The sequence below is a fragment of the uncultured Maribacter sp. genome (assembly GCF_963974015.1).
Lineage (GTDB): Bacteria > Bacteroidota > Bacteroidia > Flavobacteriales > Flavobacteriaceae > Maribacter.
Genome location: NZ_CAXBBZ010000005.1, coordinates 137089 through 158123, shown reverse-complemented (window position 1 = coordinate 158123; position 21035 = coordinate 137089). Strand labels below are relative to the sequence as shown.

18 protein-coding genes and 1 tRNA gene are annotated in these 21035 nt (G+C 33.9%); 6 read left to right on the top strand and 13 right to left on the bottom strand.

The annotated features are described in order from the left end of the window. Positions 1 to 25: 25 nt before the first annotated feature. Together hppD and AACZ41_RS10270 are read right to left on the bottom strand one after the other, a co-directional pair. Positions 26 to 1156: a 4-hydroxyphenylpyruvate dioxygenase gene (gene hppD, locus AACZ41_RS10275; RefSeq protein WP_339628353.1), complete on the bottom strand. Its 1131-nt coding sequence runs from the start codon at positions 1154 to 1156 to the stop codon at positions 26 to 28. Between the two features lie 64 nt (positions 1157 to 1220). After that, complete coding sequence (locus AACZ41_RS10270; RefSeq protein ID WP_339628352.1) at positions 1221 to 2327, bottom strand: histidinol-phosphate transaminase; 1107 nt, start codon at positions 2325 to 2327, stop codon at positions 1221 to 1223. 119 nt (positions 2328 to 2446) lie between these two features. Between AACZ41_RS10270 and AACZ41_RS10265 the strand changes: the two genes are divergently transcribed. Together AACZ41_RS10265 and AACZ41_RS10260 are read left to right on the top strand one after the other, a co-directional pair. Continuing rightward, complete coding sequence (locus AACZ41_RS10265; RefSeq protein ID WP_339628351.1) at positions 2447 to 2893, top strand: MarR family winged helix-turn-helix transcriptional regulator; 447 nt, start codon at positions 2447 to 2449, stop codon at positions 2891 to 2893. Positions 2894 to 2998: 105 nt separating this feature from the next. Further along, positions 2999 to 3072 (top strand) — tRNA-Arg (locus AACZ41_RS10260). Between the two features lie 390 nt (positions 3073 to 3462). Here AACZ41_RS10260 and AACZ41_RS10255 read toward each other — a convergent pair. The 5 genes from AACZ41_RS10255 to AACZ41_RS10235 form a co-directional block, all read right to left on the bottom strand. Continuing rightward, positions 3463 to 4794, bottom strand: coding sequence for a DUF6371 domain-containing protein (locus AACZ41_RS10255; protein ID WP_339628350.1), 1332 nt, complete (start codon positions 4792 to 4794; stop codon positions 3463 to 3465). Between the two features lie 218 nt (positions 4795 to 5012). After that, positions 5013 to 6143 carry an AAA family ATPase gene (locus tag AACZ41_RS10250; protein ID WP_339628349.1) on the bottom strand — a complete coding sequence of 377 codons (1131 nt, stop codon included), beginning with the start codon at positions 6141 to 6143 and terminating at the stop codon, positions 5013 to 5015. Beyond that, complete coding sequence (locus tag AACZ41_RS10245; protein ID WP_339628348.1) at positions 6140 to 6601, bottom strand: helix-turn-helix domain-containing protein; 462 nt, start codon at positions 6599 to 6601, stop codon at positions 6140 to 6142. Before AACZ41_RS10245 ends, AACZ41_RS10250 begins: the two co-directional genes overlap by 4 nt. 101 nt (positions 6602 to 6702) lie before the next feature. Continuing rightward, positions 6703 to 7797 carry a hypothetical protein gene (locus AACZ41_RS10240; protein WP_339628347.1) on the bottom strand — a complete coding sequence of 365 codons (1095 nt, stop codon included), beginning with the start codon at positions 7795 to 7797 and terminating at the stop codon, positions 6703 to 6705. Positions 7798 to 7804: 7 nt separating this feature from the next. After that, the gene (locus AACZ41_RS10235) at positions 7805 to 9094 is read right to left on the bottom strand and encodes a site-specific integrase (RefSeq protein WP_339628346.1); all 1290 of its coding nucleotides are present in this window, start codon (positions 9092 to 9094) and stop codon (positions 7805 to 7807) included. 356 nt (positions 9095 to 9450) lie between these two features. On the opposite strand from AACZ41_RS10235, the gene AACZ41_RS10230 reads away from it, so the two are divergent. Further along, on the top strand, positions 9451 to 9882 hold the full coding sequence (locus tag AACZ41_RS10230) for a BLUF domain-containing protein (RefSeq protein WP_339628345.1): 432 nt from the start codon (positions 9451 to 9453) through the stop codon (positions 9880 to 9882). 328 nt (positions 9883 to 10210) lie between these two features. Then, complete coding sequence (locus AACZ41_RS10225; protein WP_339628343.1) at positions 10211 to 10654, top strand: response regulator; 444 nt, start codon at positions 10211 to 10213, stop codon at positions 10652 to 10654. Positions 10655 to 10928: 274 nt separating this feature from the next. On the opposite strand, the gene AACZ41_RS10220 is transcribed toward AACZ41_RS10225, so the two are convergent. From AACZ41_RS10220 to AACZ41_RS10195, 6 genes are all read right to left on the bottom strand, one after another. Next, a complete protein-coding gene (locus tag AACZ41_RS10220; RefSeq protein WP_339628342.1) occupies positions 10929 to 11924 on the bottom strand; it encodes an AraC family transcriptional regulator in 996 nt (331 codons plus the stop codon). Positions 11925 to 12200: 276 nt separating this feature from the next. After that, positions 12201 to 14141 (bottom strand): ATP-binding protein, encoded by a 1941-nt coding sequence (locus AACZ41_RS10215; protein ID WP_339628341.1) that lies wholly within the window; start codon positions 14139 to 14141, stop codon positions 12201 to 12203. A 135-nt stretch (positions 14142 to 14276) separates the two neighbouring features. After that, on the bottom strand, positions 14277 to 14717 hold the full coding sequence (locus AACZ41_RS10210; protein WP_339628340.1) for a response regulator: 441 nt from the start codon (positions 14715 to 14717) through the stop codon (positions 14277 to 14279). Positions 14718 to 14752: 35 nt separating this feature from the next. Further along, positions 14753 to 15286 (bottom strand): helix-turn-helix domain-containing protein, encoded by a 534-nt coding sequence (locus AACZ41_RS10205; RefSeq protein ID WP_339628339.1) that lies wholly within the window; start codon positions 15284 to 15286, stop codon positions 14753 to 14755. Between the two features lie 166 nt (positions 15287 to 15452). Next, positions 15453 to 15629: a hypothetical protein gene (locus AACZ41_RS10200; RefSeq protein WP_339628338.1), complete on the bottom strand. Its 177-nt coding sequence runs from the start codon at positions 15627 to 15629 to the stop codon at positions 15453 to 15455. Positions 15630 to 15817: 188 nt separating this feature from the next. Beyond that, positions 15818 to 17482 (bottom strand): ATP-binding protein, encoded by a 1665-nt coding sequence (locus tag AACZ41_RS10195; protein WP_339628337.1) that lies wholly within the window; start codon positions 17480 to 17482, stop codon positions 15818 to 15820. 393 nt (positions 17483 to 17875) lie between these two features. On the opposite strand from AACZ41_RS10195, the gene AACZ41_RS10190 reads away from it, so the two are divergent. Next, positions 17876 to 19522 (top strand): hypothetical protein, encoded by a 1647-nt coding sequence (locus AACZ41_RS10190; RefSeq protein WP_339628336.1) that lies wholly within the window; start codon positions 17876 to 17878, stop codon positions 19520 to 19522. 25 nt (positions 19523 to 19547) lie between these two features. Then, entirely contained in the window at positions 19548 to 21035 is a 1488-nt protein-coding gene (locus tag AACZ41_RS10185) for an APC family permease (protein WP_339628335.1), read from the top strand.

The following is a 21035-nucleotide window of genomic DNA, read 5'->3' as shown; positions in this document are numbered from 1 at the left end:
TAGATTTTCAAGAAATCTGTTGAACTTATAAAGTTCCTCTTAATTCTTGCTCACGTTCTATAGCTTCGAACAATGCCTTGAAATTTCCTTTCCCGAAAGAAGTTGCTCCTTTTCTTTGAATGATTTCAAAAAACATTGTTGGTCTTGCCTGCACGGTTTTGGTAAAAATCTGAAGTAAATAGCCCTCATCATCACGATCCACCAAAATACCGAGTTTTCTTAATGATTCAATATCCTCATCAATTTCACCAACTCTTTCCGTCAATACATCATAATAAGTAGTTGGTATGGTAAGAAATTCTACTCCTCTACTTTTTAAGTCAGACACTGTTTTTACGATATCATCTGTAGCTACGGCAATATGCTGCACCCCTTCACCTTCATAAAACTCTAAATACTCATCTACTTGAGATTTTTTCATTCCCGGTGCAGGTTCGTTGATAGGAAATTTAATACGACCGTTTCCATTACTCATTACCTTACTCATCAATGCCGTAAACTCTGTTGAAATATCCTTATCATCAAAAGACATAATCTGCTTAAAGCCCATTACATTAGCATAGAAATCTACCCAATAGTTCATTTGACCTTCATTCACATTACCTACCATATGATCTACAAATTTCAAACCTGTAGAAGTAGGTTCGTAATCGCTTTCCCATTTTTGGTACCCAGGTAAAAATATTCCGTTGTAGTCTTTACGTTCTACGAATATATGCACGACTTCACCGTAAGAATAGATTCCCGAACGAACTACTTTACCGCTCTCATCTTCCTCTGTAACAGGTTTCATATAGCTTTTAGCTCCTCTTTTCATAGCCTCTTCATAAGCATAGGTAGCATCATCTACCCAAAGTGCAGTAACTTTTACACCGTCACCATGCTTATCAATATGTCTACCTACATCCATTCCGCTTTTTAATGGAGATGTCAAAACCAAACGAATCTTGTCTTGTTCTACAACATAAGATTCCAAATCCCTACTACCAGTCTCTAAACCTTTATAAGCTAGAGATTTAAAACCGAATGCAGTTTTGTAATAATGTGCCGCCTGTTTTGAGTTACTTACGTACAGCTCTAAATAATCTGTACCATTGATAGGCATAAAATCTTGCGCCTCTTTGTGTTTGTTTTCTACTGCTGTTGATGTTGACATACTATTGAGTTTTATATTTTTGCTTTACTTATTGTTGCTTCTGCAACATATATATTAAAAAAAGTTATGCTGTTGTCGTTTGGGTTTTCATCAAAACTTCTAAAGCAGCTAATAGCGCTTTGTTCGCCTCTCTTACTCCAAATGAAATACGGACTTTACCTGGAGCACCAAAATTACCTACCGGGCGTACCATGATGCCTCTTTGTTCTAAAAAAACTGTAAACTCCATGTCATTAATTGGTGGGTCTATTAATACAAAATTACCTTGTGTTGGCCAATATTTTATATGTAAAGCATGAAGTCCGTTCAAAACGAATTCTCGCTCCTCTTTTACCAAGGCTACCGTTTTAGTTACAAAATCAACATCTTTTAAAGCAGCAATCGCACCTTCTAAAGCCAATGAAGAAAGTAAGAATGGCTTACATATTTTTCTCATATAATTACTAATTTCCAATGGAGCATAGCAATACCCTACACGCAGACCTGCCAAACCATAAGTCTTTGAAAAACTGTTTATGGCAATTACATTTTTACCTTCTATTACAAAAGGAATTCCTGAAGTGTAATCTTCTGCTTCCGCAAAATGCCTGTACACTTCATCTAATACCAAAACTATGTGTTCAGGCAGCTTGTCAATAAACTTCCGCAAGTCTTCCATGGGAATATAATTCCCTGATGGATTATTTGGGGAGGCAAGAAATACTAGCTTCGTCTTATCTGTAATAGCCTCAAGAATACCATCTAGGTTATAATTATAATCTTCGGTCATAGGCACATTGATCGCCTTTGCTCCCATCCATCGTGTAAAAGCAGTATACGGCAGAAAACAAGGCTGACTAACAATTACCTCATCATTTTCACTTAGGAAAGCCTTAGAAATCATATCAATAATTTCAGAACCACTATTAGCGGTAATAAAATTATCCGCACCCAACACCCCATCGAAGTCTTTAACTAGTGCCTCTCTTAATCGTATATCGGTATTATCAGGATAGAAGCTTAAATCATCTAACGTGTTTGCTAACGCCTGCTTCACTTTCGGTGAATACCCTAACGGATTTTCATTTGAAGATAGTTTGTGTACAGTTACACCATCGGGCATTACGATTTTTTTACCTCCACCTTTATATGTACTATCTTCTAAAATATAATTCTTAAAACCTAATTGCATATATCCCATTTTAGACCGTCTCGGCGGTAGTAAAATTACAACTATTTTTTAATTTTGTTGCATTAACAACAAAATTAACGATAAACTCCGTTACTTTTGGAAGAATAAGCACGAAAATTATGGACAGGACTGAGGGATTCGGCGTTTACATTGACCGTACCCTAAAAAAAGTACAAAGTACTTTTTTACAGGTATTTGCAGAAAACAGTATTGATTTAACTATTGAGCAATGGGTTATTTTACAACGTGTACACCTAGAAGGCAAAGATGCTTCACAGGCAGATATTGCCAAATCAAATTTTAGAAATCGAGCAACAACATCTAGGGTAATAAGCGGTTTATGTAAAAAAGGGCTCTTAAGAAAGTCAAGATTTAGAGATGACCAAAAGCGTTTTAAATTGGTAATGACCGAAGAAGGCACTAATCTTATGAAAGAGGTTATGCCCTTTATAAAGGATTTGAGAAAGGCTAGCACCCTGGGTATCACCGAAGAAGAATTTGAAATATTCTATAAAGTCTTAGATCAACTGTGGGAGAATTTCGACCAATACGATGGCAGGTCGTAACCGTATTTTAGAACATACATAAAATAATGAAATTTTTAATTGATTTTGGTTTTACCAGTCTATAAATTTCACTAAGTTTGCACCCACATTTGAAAAAATGGTGACGGTCGCATAGCTCAGCTGGATAGAGCATCTGCCTTCTAAGCAGACGGTCGGAGGTTCGAATCCTCCTGCGATCACATTTAAACAAAGGGGTTATGCGATTTTTTCGCGTAATCCTTTTTTTATTGTGCAGAAAATTTGCAGAAAATGAAGTGTATTTTTAAATAAAAAATAAAATCCTATTACTATGGACTTACTTCAGCAAACCCTATTATATATTGAGAATAAAAGGTTTTACACTAAAAAAGAAAGAAGATTAATTTATAAAAACATTGAAAAGGAAATTGACAAGAAATTAATAGAATTTCAAAACAGGAAACTTTAGATTATCATTACTTGATAGTATTTTATTGTATTTACTAAGTATCATACCCCCCCCCTCTAAAAAATTCAATAAGTATAATTGTTACTAAGTGGCGATGTATAGCCTTTAAATATCTTAGTGATTTAACCCCATATACCCCCCTTCAGCTAATTTTTTGTAAATATTTTTTTAACTGGGTCAATCTATCGAAGTACGGTTTATATATTCCTTTGCCGTTGTGCATTTTTACAATACTTAAATTACTTTCAATAAATTTCTGAAGGTCTATGATAGGGCCTGAAGAATCTAATTGAATAGGTTCTTCTGGTAGTGTAACCTTATTAAAATATTCTTCTAATTCTTTTACAGGCCACACTTCTAATTTTTCTTTGGTCTGGGTTGCCTTCAGTTCATCAAAAAAGGAATCGTTAACCTCATCTTCATTAAATGCCCTTTGGTTACTTTCTAACGTATTATAATCTTCTTTTGTGGGTTTAAGGGTTTGTTCACATTCTTTGCGCCCTACGGACTTAGAAGGGGGTAAGGTTAGATAGTCTGCCATATCGTAACCCTCTTTTAATTGTTCTGGGGTTGCTCTGGTTTCAATTAAATCAGATACCGTAAAGCTGGCAATATCTTTTAATTGTTTGGCCTTATCTTTCCATATCTTAAAGGCCCCAGCATCTGGGTAAAGCATTACTTTCTTACCCTTTAGGCATAGTAATCTTTTTGCGCTCAAATTGTTGAGGTTGCCAGAAGCCAGCCAATTTATTTCTGGTAGGTGTCCAGCGCATAACATTGCGGTCTTTTCGCTTTCAACAATGGCAATTTGTTTTTCTGGGTACATACTTAAAAGATGTTCCCCAAATAGGCATTGGTTAAGGTTGTAATCTTTATACTTTAAAACCTTGTGAATCCAATTGATATGTGGAAAGGGTTCCTTTATTCGTTTGCCTGTATCTGGGTCGTACAACATAACCTTACCAGTCCTTACAAGCCCTTCAATATCAATCTGCCAGAATACGGTTGCACCTTTCCAATGTTTTGAGGTTCCCAAATAATATAGGCCAGCAACATCTTCAGCAATTTTATTACCTAACCTTTTTACAAGAAATTGGGCAAAATGGTTTTGGTCATAGGCCTTCAATGTTTTTTCAAGTATATCAAATGATATTATCGAAATAGGTTTTTTATTCTGGGGTTCCATTATCTGCGGGGTGCCTTGTGTGGTGTTCGGTTTAACATCTGGGTTAAACTCTTTATTATCTTGAAAAAATTGTTTTGGTGTGTAGTGATAACCACAATTAACGGCCCTATTGCATAAGCCTACCAGATTAGAAAGTGTTTGCCCCGTATGCTGGTCAATATAAAGTGTAAACTGTTTCTTTTTCTGGCATTGGGGGCAAACGTGCCTAGTGCTGGGGCCTTTATATGGTTCTAATATATATTTGAAATCGTTATTCATTTGTCCGTGTAAGTCCGTTAATGCGGACATAATTAAATGCAGTTTATTTATTGATTATCAAATAATTATGATTTAGTATTCTTGTTAAGTCCGTTGTCCGTGGGTTTCTATATTGTAAAAACCATAAACAGGTAAAACTTTCTTTACGGACAACGGACTTAATTAATCCTACCCTTCATAAAGTATTGATTAATAATATTTTATCTCTTATTTTATTTGTCCGTACGGGCGGACTAATGGCGGATATATCAAACAAGATTAAGGGTTGAATCGTTGCCATTTTCATCATTTTTATTAGCCCTGTTACGCCCTTTTTTCTGGGTTATATCTTTTGTGTTATCACTGACAAAGGTTTTTGAAATACCTAATTTTTCAGCAATATCATAGATAGTATGACCCTCTTCTTTCATCTGCCTAGCTAGCACCCTCTTATCTTCAAAAGAGTTATCTCGGTTCATTAATAAATCAAATTCGTTACCGTAATATTGAAATTGAAACATTAAAAAATTATTGGGTTTTGCTATCTGGCAAACAGCTACGTTTTTAGAATCAAAAATGAATTCTGTATTTCTGGCCTTAATCTGTTTTAAATATCTGGCCCCTTTTTCGGTTTCACATTCCCCAATTGCAAAAGAAGAATCACAAAAATTAATCAACATCTTAGATCCCTGTAAATCGTTTTTAGTAATTGCTTTGTGCTGATCTCTTTTTGGTGTATGTGCTAAGGCCAGAATTGAAAGATTATACTTTGTTTTAAGCTTCTTTAATTGCTTCATTAACGGTAAGGCGTCTTTAGCCTTTTCGGTCTCATTTGATAGGTAGGTAATATTATCTACTATTAGAATTTTAACCCCTTCTTCATTTAGCATAGCATCTAATGAAGCGTGAAGAAATTCTTCAAATTTACCTTCTGGCCCCTCTGTATCTGGGTCTATTTCGGCCCTAAGAAAATTATCAATGAATTGATAGTGGTTTTTATAATTTAGAGAATACCTAACTTCAAATTGTTTGTCTGAAAGTTCAAAATCCAGATAAAGAATTTTCTGTTTTTCAGAATCCATTTTAAAACCTTGTAATGGTTCCCCCAGCGCAATGCTATTGCCTATCTGTACTGCTAGAATACTTTTACCAACGTTCGTATCTGCAAACAGAATACAAAGTTCACCTTCGTGCCAAAACTCACTAAACAGCATTTTGGGCGTTGGTCGGTTCTTAGCTTCGTCAATCCATTGTGAAGCCTTTTTTAAAATGAATAACCCCTTCTTAGATTTTGCCTTTTCAGCATCTGCCAATATTTGTGCAGTTACTTCAGCGGTGGTAAGTCCTTTGCTGGCCTTTGCCCCCTTCTTTAAAATTTCATCATTGAATTTAGGGTTCATTCTTCGCCTTTTTCAATGTTTGAAAAATCAGTATCTTTATTTTGTTCTTTGCTGGGGGCGTTAAGAAGTTCTTTACTTCTTTGCCCCTTTTTTTTATTGTGCTGGGCTATCTGTTCAATCTGTTTTTGAGTTTTGGTTTTCTTCTTTTGACCCTGTAAAGTATTATTTACTTCGTCTGTTAATTCTTCGTGGGCCTTATGCTTTCCCTTCTTTATCCATTCCAGCAATTCACTTTTCAAAAAGTATCTTTTACCAAATTTTTTATAACTCGGAATGGTACCTTTTAAGGCGTTATTATAAAGGGTTCCTTCAGCTTGATTTAAAAATTCTGAAGCCTGTTTTACGTTTAGTAAATCGGGTTCAAATGAAACCTTATCTGAATTGTTTTGAAGTTCATCAAATGAATACTGAAGCTTGTCCAGCTTATCATTAATAGTTTTAAAAGGATTATTTTCCATTTGCGTAATTTTTAGTTACACAAATGTTTGTGAATAGTGAAGGTGGTAAGGGGTTATAAGTGGTTACACTTTTAATTTAATTAAATCAAAACTATTTGTATTTAATTCATTAAAAGGTGAATACCGTTTAGAAATTCAGAAGCTTCTTTTTGACCTTGGTCGTTTATTTTATTTAAAATGCCCTCAATATCTCTTTTTAGTCTTTTGGGTTTTATTCCTTGTTTATCGCAAATTGATTCAACTATTTTTTTATATGATTTTTCTTCTTCAATAGCTTCTTGAATAGGCTTGTAAAAATCAAAATAAATCTGCCTAGCCGAAGTCTTACTTATAAAATCATATTTTTCGGATACTATTTTTTTTAATCCTTCGGTCATGTCAGAATCTGGGTTTCTTACCATTTCCTTTTCAAAAGTTAGAATTAAAGCTATTTGTCGCCTGCTAAATCTATGGTTTTCTTTTTTTTCTGGTTGAGGTTCTTTAATTGGCCTAATTTGACCGTTTTGGAAATTCCAATTAAAGCCTAGATTTTGAAAAAGAGCCTTTAAGGAAATAGCGTTTTCGCTTATTTCTGTTAAAAAATAGTTTAGCCTGTTTTCTTCTGGCACATCTTTTAAATCATCAATTAAATCAGTTTGACCGATTAAGCCTAATCTAAAGCTTTCGGCATCATTTAAAATTGAGGTATCTGAAGGGTTCTTTAGATAGGCAGAAGCTTGCTTTATTATTCGTTTTTGTTCATCAAAAGCAATTTCTAATATTTTGCTTTTTTCGTATTCGTTCAATTCCAGAACAAATAAAGGGTGTTTTAAAACTTCATAAAATTGGGCCCTAGCTTCATTTTCGCTAAGTATCTTTTTTGCTTCTGGGGTTGGTGCTTCTAGTTTGAAAAAGCTTTTTTCTGGTGTCCAATTCCAGCCTAGTAGGTTTAATATTGAAATTTGCTTTCTGGTGTCCAGATTGACAAAAAGAATGTGGTCAATCCTTTTTTCTTCTGGTAAGCCTTTAGGGTAATTTTCTTCTTTCCAAATATTAAAACATTCAACTGCAAAAGAGTAATTTTTAATGACCTTCTTTTGTGTGAATATTCTAAGTTCATCTTTTTGATAAAGAGATAGCGTATCTAAAAATGAAGGTATCTCTAAAGCTTTATCGTACCAATTGTTTAATTGGTTGTTGGTCGGTGTTTCGCTCATAACCTCATCAATCAAAATTTAATAAGCTTTCACTTAATTTCTTTTTCACATCAGTAGGAAAACCAGCAAAATAATTTTGGGTAGTTTTAATACTTTTATGGCCTAAACTTTCCTGTACCAGCTCCATACTGGCCCCCCCGTGATTAATGGCAAAGGTTGCAAAGGAATGTCTGGCCCAATAGCTAGATATATCTGAAGGTAAACCGTTGGCAATAGCCAGCTTCTTAATATGTTGCCCAACAAAGCGATTAAAATTTTTAATTTTTGTTGACTGTTCAAATGCCGTATCACTTTTTAAAAGAATTGGAAAAATATAATCGTTCTTTTTTCCTTTCGTGGTTCCATATTCTTTGATAACATTTTTTGCAAATGGTGGTAAAACTACCTTAATTTCATCCTTAGCGGTGCCTTGCTCGGTTCTGGTCTTTGCCCTTTCAAAACTTAATTCGTTACCGTTAACACTATCAAAAGTTAATAAGGCAACATCTTTTAAATTCATACCGCTTGCCAAATAACTAAAAAACCAAAAGGCCTTTGCTTTCTTTTGATATTCATTCGCTGGTTTTGCTTCAAATAAAATTTTTAGTTGTTCTTTGGTAAGTGCCTTTTTCTTTTTGAATCCTGAAGGTATTTGAAATTTCTTAGCTGTCTCTTTACCAAAAGGATATAGCGATTTTTTAACGCCAGAATTAGGGTCGTTAATTGCTTGGTTAAAAATTGTTCTTAGCGGTCTTAAATAAATTCCTATTGTGGCATTGGTCCGCCCTAAATCAGAATAATAATTTTTATATGCCTTTAAAAATTTTGGGGTTATTAGTTCAAAATCAATTTCTTTAGGTTCTTTTTTCTTTGAATATTCTATATACGTTTTGAGCCTTTGAAGCGATAAACGGTAAACCTCGGCAGTCCTCACTTTTTTATTATTTTCTAGGTTCTTAATATAATCTTCATAGTAATTGCACACATCTAGTTTTGCCGACTTGTTGTAATACCTTCTTTCAAAAGCTTCAAAAGAAAATTCTGGTAAGTCTTTAAGTATGTTAGTAGCTTTACTTTTTAGTACGTGAAGAATTTCCCCTATTTCTTGTTTTCGTACCTTAGAAATCTTCTTTGCGCCTTTTGCAGATTTAAGCTTCACCGCTTGCATATATTCTTCTTCTGAAAAATAGTAGCCAGTTCTAAATAGTTTTTCCTTGGTGCTAGGTGGGTGGTATAACCTCAACTTAATTGGAAAGGTGTTTTTTCCCTTCTTTCGCCTACTGTCAAAATAAAACGAAATTGTATATTCCTTACTCATCCTTTGTTCTTTGCTTTTTCAAAAATACAAAGTGTGCAGAAGATTTGCAGAAAATGTGCAGAAAAATAATGATATATGATGAAATAGAATTAAACACTATATTTGCAAAGTTCTGTAAAACAGTATTTTGATATAGTTAAATTAAAATTAATGAACCCTAAGAATATAACTTCTAAGCAGACGGTCGGAGGTTCGAATCCTCCTGCGATCACTCTGAAGCCCCTTTTAAGGGGCTTTTTTGTTTTCTATTCTTTACCATTATAAATTACCATACAAGCATTTTTTCAATATCAAATGGGCACATACTTATTTATCATTTTTATTATTTTTGAATTTTATGATTAATTTCTTTTTACATGTACACATTAACATATGAATCTGTAGCTACTGAAACTGTAAAGGGCACAGACATGGAAGAACTTCTTCAAAAAGCCCGTGAGAATAATAAACGTGAGGGAATAACTGGTTGTCTTATTTATTATAATGGTGGATTTGTTCAATTACTAGAGGGTGATAGAAGTAAAATCGAAATTCTTTATGATAAAATTAAAATAGATTCCCGTCATAAAAACGTCACTCTTTTCTCCGATGACGAAATAAGTGAGAGAACATTTCCTAACTGGGGTATGGCCTATTATCCTATTAACGAAAACCACGTCACCAAATATGAATTTGAACAATTTAGAAGAAATTTAATTTTGTTGTCTGATTTGGTAAAGCCTACCAGTGCAACCTCAAAACAATTTTGGGAAAAAATCAAAAGTCTTGTTTCAGATCAACCTATATAAGTTTCGCCAACATAAATTTTTAAAAGAAAAATATGCTCATCTAAAACCGTAATTTTAAGGTTATCTGAGACAATAGAAATTCAAAGAACATCATTGAATTTAACCTATACTCTTAAATTATTACTAAATCGGCATACTATAATATGCAGATTAACTGTTTATATGGTGTATAAAATGATTTTATAAAAAATTATAATCAGGTTTTGAGTTAGATTTTTAGTGAATAGCATTACTGATTGAGCCACCTAATTTTTAATTTGCATTCGTGTTTTACTATATCTTTTTAACTTCTAACACGTGGTTTAATAGTATAATTGATTTAATTAAAATGAGCAAAACTTTACTTAATGTTTATCTAGCAGAAGATGATAGTGATGACAGATTATTTTTTTCTGATGCATTACGAGAGATTCCAATACCATCAAGAATTTTTGAATATAATAATGGGGTTGATTTAATGTCAGATTTAACATCAGGTACAAACGAAGAACCAGATGTTATATTCTTAGATTTAAAAATGCCTATGATGGACGGATTTGAATGTCTTGCTGATATTAGAGACCTTGCCAAATATGTGAACACACCAGTAATAATATATTCAACATCGTATCACCCTAAAGAAATAGATAGATTAAAAGAAATGGGGGCTTCGCTATACTTACAAAAGCCATCATCTTACAACCAACTTAAGACACTACTGCATAAATGTCTTCGTTATGTCAATAGTTCTGAAAGAATAAAAGTAGAACCTGAATTCGTTATTTCAATCTAATAGAATTCAATCTCTTACTACCTATCTTTTACTATTCATTAAAGAGCACAACAGAATAATTTATTTAGAGAGGGGTTTCCCTACAATTCGTTTTCACAAAAAAATTACCAGTCTTCTCCGATTATTTGAAATAACTGCCTTTATAGGTATGTATAGTTTATTAAAACTAGCTGGTCTTGCGAGTACATTTTCGCTTTTAAGACTTAGTATTACAAACTTATAGAAATAGCAAAAGTCAGCTATGGCTGACTTTTGCTATTTCTTATTCTTGCTCTTATGCAGAAAGAGAGACTTTTCGAATATTCATTAAATAAGTTTTAGGAGTACACTTATATCTATTTCTAAAAATCTTTGAGAAATAACTTCTACTCGTAAAACCTATAGAATAAACTATCTCAGAAATATTCATATCTGATGTTTGAATTAATTCTTCAGCTAGTATAAGACGTTCATTTCTTATGAAATTTGTTACCGTAGTACCTTCCATAACTTTAAACCCTTCTTGTAGTTTTGTTGGAGAAAGGCCGTATTCTTTACTTAAATCTGTCACGGTATATGGAAATTCAGGTTTTCTCTTTATTGCATTTACAGCCTCTTCTATCCTTAAAAGCTCTTTTTTAGTCAGCAAGGTATTAACTTGACCATTACCGTCAATATCTTGTTTACAATGAAGAATTTCAAGAGCTAATGTGAAATTAACAATACCTTCAATTAACAACTTTCTAACCAATCCTTTTTGAGTAATGGAGCGAATTTGTAGTAACTGCTCTTTAATTTTCAAATTAAAAGTTCCAACATGAACACTATCATCCTCATTTAAGAATGAAGCAAATAAATGATCGTATAATTCGGAACCGTCGTTATTTTTAACCGAGTGCTCATTATCTTGCGTTACTTTTATAACAGACAAGTTAGATTTCGTTCCCTTTCTTAATTTAATATTGACTACTTCATTAGAGCCACCAACTACTACTGTTTGTAACGCCTCTACCTTAGATGTTTCTCCACCCTTGGTAAAGCTAAAATTTCCTTCTAAACAATAAATAAAAAACAAACTACGGTTTTCATCCAATTTCAAATCGAAATTAAAATCTTCTACCAAGTCCATGTTATATTCAGAATAAGATATTCCAGAATTTAAAGAAACTGTTTGAATTCTACCTGTACCTTTTTCGTTATCATATTGCAATACACGATCACCTTCAAAACTTGAAATGCTACCGCCTAAAATATTATTAAAATAACTTAATTGATTATGTACTACTTGCATGATATATTGTTTACAGTGTTATTGAATAATTTATTTGCCGAGCTTTTAAAACTCACCACAATACCAGTCATACTTTGATTATTATATTCAGAACTACTGTTGTCAGCTTTCGCTCTTACGGTACCAACTCTAGCGTATTGAAGATTTTTCATAAAGACCGATTATTTGATGATACAAATATCCACACTTTGACCTGTTAATGTGTTACATCATTTTGAGAACGTGTTACACAATTTTAAGAACCACTGAAAAATATAGCCTTAATGGATATGTTGGTTATAGTAATGTTGGCAAGTAAACCGTAAACTCAGCTCCTTTATCTATTTCGCCTTTTGCCTGTATTAGACCATTATGTGTTTGAACAATCTTTTTGCAGATTGATAATCCTAAGCCAGTACCTGAGTATTCAGTTTTACCATGTAATCGTTGAAATATTTCAAATATTTTCTCCTCGTATTTTTTCTCGAAGCCTATTCCGTTATCTATAAATTGTAATTTAACGTAACTACCTCCGAAAGATAAAAGTTCAGGCGGTAATTCGTTACGGGATACAATTTCACTTTTTATTTGAATCTTAGCTTTCGTTTGTTGCTTTACATATTTTAATGAATTACCTATAAGATTTGCGAATAATTGTTCAAGTTGAAATTGAACGCCATTTACGACCGGCAAAGCATCTGAAGCAACGGCAGCATCCATATTTTCTATTCGCTCACCTAAATCATCTAATACATTTGATAGAACGTCATTTAAATCTGTTCTTTTAGGTTGTTCTTCAATCTCGTCTACTTTTGAATAGGACAACAGATTATTAATAAGATTTCGCATTCTGTTAGAAGAAGATTTCACTTTCTCTAAATATCCTTGAGATTTTAAACTCATAGTATCTTTCTCTTCTTCGTTCAAGCGACTGACAAACATTTGAATTTTACGTAAAGGCTCTTGCAAGTCATGACTTGCTACGCGATTAAAGGCTTCTAAATCTGAATTTGACCTTTTTAACTCCGCATTTTTACTTTGTAGTTTAGACTCTACCCCTATTTGCTTGGTAACATCTCTTATCACTCCTACCATATACCAATTTCCTCCTTTTTGATAGCATTCCCCTATGGCATTCATATACTTCATATCGTTAGATTTCGTGTATATGCGAAAAACCAAGTCTGTTTTAGTTTTACCAATCCGAGCCTTATGAAAAGCATCCTTTACTTTCTTAATATCATTGGGATGTACATAAGCCAATAAACGGTCATATCTGCTATCGAATTCCTTAGGTTCAAAGCCGAAAATACGATACACATTTTCAGAATATTTAATTTTTTCTTCACCTAAATTCCAGCGAAAACTTCCAATATTCGCCACATGTTCAGCCTCTAAGAGCAATCTATTCTGTATAAATAATTGTTCTTCGTTTTTCTTTTCTCGGGTTATATCTTTTGAAAAAAGAACAATTCCATCATTCATCCTTACGGCCGTATTACTCAACCAATATGACTGTTCGTTAAAGAAAAACTCCTTAATGTAATCTTGATTCTGTCCACTATAGAAACATTCTTTTAATCTATCAAATACTCCATTTTCAAAGTTTTGTGGATAATACTCGTAAAAGGTTTTACCGATAATAAATTCAGGTTCTTCCTGGGTAATATCGTCCATTCGATTATTGATATAATCTATTCTAAAATCGGATATAACCCCATTATCATCAAAAATTGGTTTTAAATAGGAAACTATACTATCATAACTATCTAAAACTCGGTAACTAAATAAATTAGAAATTTCAAGCTCATTTATTCTAGCTTTTAAATCACCCACTGGCAAGTTCGATTCTTTATCTTCTACATAATACACCTTGGCCTCTGTAACACTTAACAATAGTCCGGTTTCATGACTTTCAATTTTAAAGTGCATATTCAATTTGTTTTGCCCGACCTTTTGAACGAAATTATAAGCCTCTTGTTTTTTTGACTTTATTACCGAACTTAAATGATTTAGTAACTCGCCAAATTCGCAAAACTTGGGTAACTCTATAAGTGCCTTGTTCTGTATTGTTTCTATTGTATTTGCAAAAAGTGATTCAGCTTTTTTATTTGCATAAACCACTACATATTCATTAATGTCATTCGATTTTTCAAAATTAGGACACAAAAAGACTAAAGCTTCATTAGAGCCATCGACAATATTCTTAAAAAAACTATCTGATTTAATGCTTGTCATAGGTATACGTGAGGTTTAAACCTCTAATAATAGATTGCTGCTAAATACGTGGTATTAATTCGAATCGACTAGTGCAATAACTAAAAAAGTTGCTCCTTTCGAAACAACTTTTTTAATTCAATTTGATATGAGCTATTATATTTTCAATAAAAAATTCTCTTTTTTGAAATCATTTAGATGATATGCCCAATTCATTTTAACCACTTGTTTCAATGATTTTTTCAATTCACTAAAACTTGAAGGCTTTTTAATATAAATATTCGCACCTTTTTCAAAAGTTTCCTCTATATCTCTTTCTGCAGATGATGTTGAATAAATAGCCACTAATATATCTTTTAAATGTGGTGTACCGCGAATTGCTTCTAAGCACTCGAAACCATTCATTATGGGCATGTTCAAATCTAGAAAAACCAAATCTGGCGGATTTTCAGTTTCTTGGGTCAAATACTCCATACAGCTTTTACCATTTTCTAATTGGCGTAATTCTGTATTAAGCTCAATACCGTCCAATGCATCTGCAAAAAATTGCCTGTCATCTTCATCATCGTCCACAAGAAGTATTCTTAATTTATCCATTTTCAAATTTCATATTGGTTGAAAAATTGTTCTTCTTATTTTTTTCTAAACTTTAAGTATTGAGTTATCGTTAACCCAGTTACTTTTTTAAATTGATTAGATAAATGTGGAACGCTACTAAAACTTAAATCATGTGCTATTTCAGCTAAACTTGTATTTTCTAAGAGTACTAATTCCTTCACTTTTTCTATTCGCACTAATATATAAAAATTCTCAATTGACGTATATGTCTTACTAGAAAATAGATTTGAAAGATATGGATAACTGAAACCCAATCGATTTGAGAGCAGTTCTGAAATTTTCACATTTCGTATATCACCGCCATGTACCATTTTCTTTATATAAATCTTGATTTCCTCAACGATATCACGATTCTCTTTCGTTTGAATTTTAATACCAAAACCATTAAGTTCATTAGAAATTGATTTAAGCCTCTCCTCACTTAAATCATCTAAAAACTTAATAGTTCCGTCTTGCAAAATTTCAAAATCAACCCCGGCTGCGATCATTGTTCTATGAAATAATTCATTAACCATCTTTTCGGGATCATATATGAAACTATATTCCATTCATTATATTACAGTTAATTCGCTTCTAAAAAGTTTGTAAAACTATTGTTTTCAAAAAACATTCTATAACAAAATACGGCAAATTATTACCACTTTTGAATCTAGTCCTAAAAAATTACCCTTTTTCAATATTTTCGATTCTATTAGTTGATAACCTTAAAATTTTCTATGTTTTTTTGAATATCAAAGAAGCATAAGTAGGTATGTTTATTTTACATGTCCACTCTTTGGGATCGGTTTCTTCTTCAACCACTTCTACACTATCTACTGATAATTCTGAAAAAGCAGCATCATACACTTTACAGGCTGCACTGATTCTTAAGTGATAGGTGCTCCTTATCATTTAACCAGATACCATAATCTTGATATTCTTGATTACTGAAATTCAAGACCCAAAAAGCGGTTTCGTCAGCGTTATTTGCCAAAAAAAGAACAACAGCAAAATTTATGCTTTTGGAGAATTTAAAATTAGGAAGTTCTCATAAATACTAAACTTCATAGTATTCATTATAAAAAATTAAAAAAGCTTTTCTAAGATATACCTGACTGACTACTTGGAATAATGATTTGAAATACTGCACCAGTTCCCGATTCACCATTGGCACTAATGAAACCGTTGTGGTTCTGAACTATCTTTTTAACAATCGCCAAGCCAATACCTGTACCCGTATATTCTTGCTTTGAATGTAACCTTTGAAAGACTTCAAAAATTTTCTCAGAAAATTGTTTATCGAACCCGATCCCATTATCTGTGATTGTAATTTTAGCATAGCGCTTACCAGCTATTAAAAGTTTATCATCACTATCTGAACCATCTATAGTCTCCCCCATAATTTTAATGACAGGGTTGACATCTGACTTAGAATATTTTACCGAATTCGATAATAGGTTATACATTAATTGACGAAATTGAAATGGCACTACCTCTAGTTTGCAACTACTCAAAACTTCGACTTTACCTTGTTTTTTAGCCAACTCTTCACCTAAATCATTCTCAACCACACCAACAACCTTTTTTAAATCGATAAGTTCAAAAACTCTTTTCTCAGTATCGGCTCGTGAATAGGCCAATAGGTCGTTAATCAATGATTGCATTCTATTTGCGGCAGATTTTATTTTCTCGAATTTCACCCTACCTGTCTTGGATAAGTTATCATACTCATTCTCCATTAATACTTCTGCGAACATTTGAATTTTTCTTAGCGGCTCTTGAAGGTCATGACTAGAAATATAGGCGAATGACTGAAGTTCTTTGTTCATTGATTCTAGTTTAATATTACTATCAGCAAGCTCCCTGGTTCGATGATAAACTTCACTCTTTAAATGTTCTGCAAAAGACTTTTGCTGATCAATATTCATTCCTGTTCCTATGAAACCTACCAGCTTACCTTCTTCAAACTTGGGGGCTGCAATAACTTTAAACCATTCATAATTAGTAGTTGATGCATTTTTTATTCGAAATTCTAAAGCAAACTCTGATTGATTTTGTACCGCATCAGCGAAACCAGCAAATACTAACTGAATGTCATTTTCATGTACCACATCCTTCCAAACTTGTCCTGTAAAGTCAGAGGAATTCTCAATTCCGATATAGTTTAAAAGTTCTTTATTTGCGTATTGAACATTAACCTCAGCGTCGGTTATCCAAATCCAAATAGGTGATTGATCGGCCATTTCTCGAAAACGGCGTTCACTTTCTCGTAGACTTTTAACAGCCTTAACAGCTTCCGTATTATCGCTACACACCGTTAATACACCTACAATATTACCAGACGCATCTTTTACCGGACTATAACTATAGGTCCAATAAACGTCCTCTAATTGTCCATTTCTAAAAATAGGAATCAACTGATTTTCTCTCCAAATAGCCTCTCCATTTTCAGTGACTGCGCTAAGTAAAGGAGAAATATCGTCCCAAATTTCTGGCCACGCCTCTTTAGCGCTCATTCCTAAAATAGATGGATGTTTACCATTTATCCCAAGACTTGGCCTATAGGCATCGTTATAAAAGCACTTTAATTTTTTACCCCAAAAAAGAAACATAGGAAATGGGGAGTTCAACAATATACTCATTGTTGTTCTTAAGGCTGATGGCCAAGTTTCAGGCAGCCCAATTCGTGTTTTTGACCAATCCTTGTTACGCATCAATTCGCCAATTTCACCACCGTCTTCAAGAAAATAAAACTTTTTATCCATAATTGATATTAGATTGCTCTATCATTAAAAGATGTTCAGTGAAAATTGAATCAATACTTAAATAATATACATCTGCACCACAAGATTAATACAATTTTGTAAAACATATTTTAAATATAATTCACAAATAAAGTAATTCATAATTAAAAATTAAAACTAAAAAATTAATGGCTGTTTTTTGTTCTACATGGGTTATTTAGAATTCTACTAATTTAATATCTTTTACCACATTTTAATTTTCGACCTTTCCTTTTTATTCTTCATACACCTCTTGCCCTTAATCTTCTTATATAAGCACATTCAAATAGATTATTTTCAAGTAACATGTAAAGAATATTGGTTCATTGATTCACTATTCTTATTTTGCATTCATATACCAATCACTATCTAAAAATGACCAATTCCACCTTTCCGAAATCAGTTTTTTATTTGCTCACCTTTCTGTTAGCCAATTTTCCGAATTCTGCCATATCCCAAGGCAAAGATTCGAATGAAGAATTGGTGAAAATTTTTAAAGAGTGGCGATTATTCGAAAAACCACCTTTGCGAGATGGTGCACCTGATTATACGGAAACAACTTTTGTTAATAGAGATCCTCAATTCAAAACTCTTCAACAAAAACTTCATGCGATTGACACCACGGGTTGGCCAATAGCGAATAAAGTAGATTGGCGCATTGTTAATGCAGAAATGAATGGGTACGATTTTAACCAAAGAGTGCTTAAACCTTGGGTTAGAGATCCTGCATTTTACACCACTATATGGACAGACCGTAGTGATGTACCAGCACATGAAGGCCCTACGCACCACGCAATCATAGATGTGTGGAAATATACCTTTCCACTCGACAAAGAAAATGGGACAGAATTACTTGCCGCTTTAGAGTTAATTCCGGTTATCAACGACCAGGCTAAAATAAATTTAACCGGTAATGCCAAAGACCTATGGGTTGCCGGTATTCGTGATATTGAAACTCAAAGCATAAACTTGGAGGATATGAAAAATCTTCCAGGAATATCAAAAAATAAAAAAATAGTATCGGCTATTGATGAAGCTATAAAATCTACAAATAACTTGGTCACTTGGCTTCGGGCCGAGGCTCCTTCTAAAAATGGCCCTTCTGGTATTGGCAAGGAAAATTACACTTGGTATTTACAAAATGTGCATTTGGTTCCTTTGACATGGGAAGATGAAGTAATGCTCTTAAAAAGAGAACTTACCAGGGCATGGTCTGCCTTGAAATTAGAAGAACATAGAAATCGAAACTTACCACCATTAAACGATGCAAGTACACCAGAAGAGTACGACGCGAGGGCTAAAGCTTCCGCTAAAAGTCTTCTTACTTTTCTCGACAAAAATGAAATGGTTACGGTGAAAGATTATTTTGAACCTGCCCTTAATGAACATTTAGGCGCCTTTGTTCCTAAAGAGAAAAGAAACTTTTTTTGGATAACTGCTCATTACGATCAACGCCCGTTATACTCTCATTTTTACCATTGGTTCGAATTAGCTAGAATGGATAGTGAACCTAATTCTAGAGAAATCAGAAAAGGTGCTTTGTTATATAACATATTCGATTCTAGAAATGAAGGTACTGCAACAGCTGTTGAAGAAATGTTTATGGATGCCGGTCTGTATGATGACCAACCTCGTTCACGAGAAATCGTTTACATTATGATTGCACAACGTGCGGCAAGAGGTTTGGGTTCTTTATACGCTCAAGCCAACGAAATGACGTCTGAAGAAGCCGGTGTTATTCATTCGAACTACACCCCGAGAGGATGGATGAAAACAGAAAAAGATTTATTACTTTTTGAGCAACACCTATATCTTAGACAGCCTGGCTATGGCACCAGTTATATAACTGGAAAATATCTTTTAGAAAATACACTAGCAGAGTATGCCCGAATGAAGGAGTCTAAAAATGAACCTTTCGAGATGCGTGCATTTTTTGACCAACTAAATTCTGTGGGTAGCATTCCTATTTCCTTGGGCCGTTGGGAAATGACAGGGGTACAATCTTATCTTGGTCAAGAATAGCAACTAAATTGCAATTCAATGTATCATGGCCAAAACAATTTCTAAAAAACTAACACGTCAAATGGGGCTCTTGGCCCTCACTGCTACAGGAGTTTGCTCTATGTTGGGTGCCTCTATAAACGTTGTTCCCTTTATGATTCAGCGCAATGTACCCGGCATAGGGCCTTACGTACTTCCCGCATTTGCCTTTGCCGCCATACCTGCATTATTCGCAGCATTGGCCTATGGTATTCTAGCATCTGCAATGCCACGAGCTGGCGGTAGTTATATTTACGCAAGTCGTGGCTTAAATCCATATTTAGGCTTTGTTGCCAGCTTCTCTCAATGGTTCGGACTTTCTATTGTTATTGGTGTTATTGCCTATGTAACCGTACCTTTTATTCGCGACGTTACCCTAAGTTTAGGTTGGGAAGAAATTTCTAACGGACTAGAAGTTGGATGGATAAGAGTATCTATTGCGCTATCACTTATTTGGACTTTTGTAGCTGTTAATGTGCGCGGCGTTAAAAGCTATGAACGCATTTTACTCCCTATGATGTTTTTAATGTTCACCTTAGGGGGAATTGTCATTGCAGCAGGTCTACTATATGATTCTACCGATTTTTTAACCGGACTTCAAGAAAAAACGGGACGCACTTTCGAACCTACCACAAACATAAATTTTGACTGGCGTATATTTCTATCGGCAGCCGCTTTGCTTTTTTCTAGCTTTATAGGTTTTGATTCTATTGCACAAGCAGGTGGCGAAGCTAAGAACCCGACAAAAACATTACCAAGGGCTATTCTTTTAGCTATTGTCGGTGTTGGTCTTTTCTACTTCTTATTCGCTTCTGCTGTATATCATATTGTACCATGGAGCTTTGTGGCCGAGGAAGCTATGGTAAAAGATATTTCAGCACCTGGCCTTCTGAGTTACGTATTACCATCTGGATTGGGAATAGCCATTTTAGCAGGTGCCGCAATTGCATTGATCAATGATTTACCTGCCATGCTTCTATCGGTTTCACGATTAATGTTCGCTTGGGCAAAAGATGGTATTTTTCCAAAATCTATTTCTAAAGTTCATCAAAAAAACAATACGCCACATATTGCACTTTTTGTTGCCGGTACTATGGCAAGTATAGGTGTATTAGGCTCACATTATGCAGGAGATTTCTTTTTAGGTATCGATATTATGGTGACTTCTATGATGGTCAACTTTCTGCTCATGTGCATCTCCTTGGTAGCGATTACCAAAGTCAATCCTACCTTGGCAAAACAAATTTCAGTTTTAAAAAACAGGACTTTACAATTATGGATAGGTTGGCTTGGCATCATTACGCTATCTGCCTTTTTAGGCATTCACACCTTTAAGGACTTAACCGCCCAAACCGCAGCTTGGTATTTTCACTCGACTCCTATTTGGCTAATCGTGATGGGAATAGCAAGTATTATTTTCGGTGTTAATTGGAGAAGGCTGCAGAAAAAGAATGCCCAATTAAAAGAATTATTTTTAAAACTTCCTGAAGAATAA

What these genes read in the sequence shown, in the direction of transcription:
- AACZ41_RS10265 (WP_339628351.1), top strand. Translation starts at nt 2,447, where the DNA reads ATGGACAGGACTGAGGGATTCGGCGTTTACATTGACCGTACCCTAAAA.
- AACZ41_RS10200 (WP_339628338.1), bottom strand. Translation starts at nt 15,629, where the DNA reads ATGATAAGGAGCACCTATCACTTAAGAATCAGTGCAGCCTGTAAAGTG.
- AACZ41_RS10225 (WP_339628343.1), top strand. Translation starts at nt 10,211, where the DNA reads ATGAGCAAAACTTTACTTAATGTTTATCTAGCAGAAGATGATAGTGAT.
- AACZ41_RS10220 (WP_339628342.1), bottom strand. Translation starts at nt 11,924, where the DNA reads ATGCAAGTAGTACATAATCAATTAAGTTATTTTAATAATATTTTAGGC.
- AACZ41_RS10270 (WP_339628352.1), bottom strand. Translation starts at nt 2,327, where the DNA reads ATGCAATTAGGTTTTAAGAATTATATTTTAGAAGATAGTACATATAAA.
- AACZ41_RS10205 (WP_339628339.1), bottom strand. Translation starts at nt 15,286, where the DNA reads ATGGAATATAGTTTCATATATGATCCCGAAAAGATGGTTAATGAATTA.
- AACZ41_RS10210 (WP_339628340.1), bottom strand. Translation starts at nt 14,717, where the DNA reads ATGGATAAATTAAGAATACTTCTTGTGGACGATGATGAAGATGACAGG.
- AACZ41_RS10240 (WP_339628347.1), bottom strand. Translation starts at nt 7,797, where the DNA reads ATGAGCGAAACACCGACCAACAACCAATTAAACAATTGGTACGATAAA.
- AACZ41_RS10250 (WP_339628349.1), bottom strand. Translation starts at nt 6,143, where the DNA reads ATGAACCCTAAATTCAATGATGAAATTTTAAAGAAGGGGGCAAAGGCC.
- AACZ41_RS10195 (WP_339628337.1), bottom strand. Translation starts at nt 17,482, where the DNA reads ATGGATAAAAAGTTTTATTTTCTTGAAGACGGTGGTGAAATTGGCGAA.
- AACZ41_RS10215 (WP_339628341.1), bottom strand. Translation starts at nt 14,141, where the DNA reads ATGACAAGCATTAAATCAGATAGTTTTTTTAAGAATATTGTCGATGGC.
- AACZ41_RS10255 (WP_339628350.1), bottom strand. Translation starts at nt 4,794, where the DNA reads ATGTCCGCATTAACGGACTTACACGGACAAATGAATAACGATTTCAAA.
- AACZ41_RS10235 (WP_339628346.1), bottom strand. Translation starts at nt 9,094, where the DNA reads ATGAGTAAGGAATATACAATTTCGTTTTATTTTGACAGTAGGCGAAAG.
- AACZ41_RS10245 (WP_339628348.1), bottom strand. Translation starts at nt 6,601, where the DNA reads ATGGAAAATAATCCTTTTAAAACTATTAATGATAAGCTGGACAAGCTT.
- hppD (WP_339628353.1), bottom strand. Translation starts at nt 1,156, where the DNA reads ATGTCAACATCAACAGCAGTAGAAAACAAACACAAAGAGGCGCAAGAT.
- AACZ41_RS10230 (WP_339628345.1), top strand. Translation starts at nt 9,451, where the DNA reads ATGTACACATTAACATATGAATCTGTAGCTACTGAAACTGTAAAGGGC.
- AACZ41_RS10185 (WP_339628335.1), top strand. Translation starts at nt 19,548, where the DNA reads ATGGCCAAAACAATTTCTAAAAAACTAACACGTCAAATGGGGCTCTTG.
- AACZ41_RS10190 (WP_339628336.1), top strand. Translation starts at nt 17,876, where the DNA reads ATGACCAATTCCACCTTTCCGAAATCAGTTTTTTATTTGCTCACCTTT.